Annotated in this window: 2 protein-coding genes; one reads left to right on the top strand and one right to left on the bottom strand. The window is 72.7% G+C overall.

Features of this window, described 5'->3' with window-relative positions:
- Nucleotides 1–20: 20 nt before the first annotated feature.
- Complete coding sequence (locus tag FNX44_RS28425; RefSeq protein WP_173019316.1) at nucleotides 21–239, bottom strand: hypothetical protein; 219 nt, start codon at nucleotides 237–239, stop codon at nucleotides 21–23.
- Between the two features lie 82 nt (nucleotides 240–321).
- Here FNX44_RS28425 and FNX44_RS28420 point away from each other — a divergent pair.
- Nucleotides 322–843: SRPBCC family protein (locus FNX44_RS28420; protein ID WP_173019315.1), on the top strand; the 522-nt coding region annotated here is incomplete at its 3' end.

The following is an 843-nucleotide window of genomic DNA, read 5'->3' as shown; positions in this document are numbered from 1 at the left end:
GCACGGCCGGCCCGCGTGCCTCACCCTCGACGCGGCCGCCGGGCGGAGCGCCGCCGCTCGTTCCCGGCACCGATCTCCGCCGGCTCCGCACGCCCCGCCTCCCGCTCGGCCTCCGTGATCTCCCCGTACTCCTCCTCCAGCCAGTCGACGATCTCCCGCGGCCCCTCCCCGCACCACGCCGTCCCGGGCGTCGCCCGAATGGCGGAGCTGCGGGGGCGGAAGTGGCATATACCACTCAATCTGGACTGGCAGGCAACACCCGGGACGGGGAGCGACCGCCGCACCGCACAGGTGGCGGTCGCTCGTAGGAGGTGCCGCAGCATGCCACAGGTGCAGGTCTACGTATCGATTCCACTGCCCGTCGACGAGGTCTTCTACTTCCTCTCCGACGGCCGGAACCTGGCGCGCTGGCACTCCGGCGTGATGGACATCAGGCCCGAGGGCCCGGAGGGCGCCGACGGCGCCGGACACGCCGAACGCCGGTCCTACAGCTACCGCTTCCCCGGCCGGCACCGCGACTTCCGGCTGGAGTGCTGCGCCTACGAGCACAACGTACGCATAGGGTTCATCGGCCAGCGCATGTGGAATCCGCTCGGCAGCCAGATGCCGCGCTACGACTTCCGCGTCTGGCCGCAGGGCACGGGCTGCCGCGTCGGCGTCCAGGTCACCTCGTGGCTGACCGGAGGCATGCTGCTGCTGTGGCCGATCGTCGCCCTCGGCTGGCGCCGCGACCTCCCGGAGGACGCCCAGCGCCTCCACGAACTGCTGACCGGCAGCGAAGAACTCGCCGACGTCGGCCACGAGCCCGGGCCCCTCGTCATCGCCGACCGCCCCCGCCGCCGC

The organism is Streptomyces alkaliterrae (assembly GCF_007097205.2).
Classification (GTDB): domain Bacteria; phylum Actinomycetota; class Actinomycetes; order Streptomycetales; family Streptomycetaceae; genus Streptomyces; species Streptomyces alkaliterrae.
Note: the sequence above shows the minus strand (reverse complement) of the source record. Positions and strands in the feature narration are given on the sequence as shown.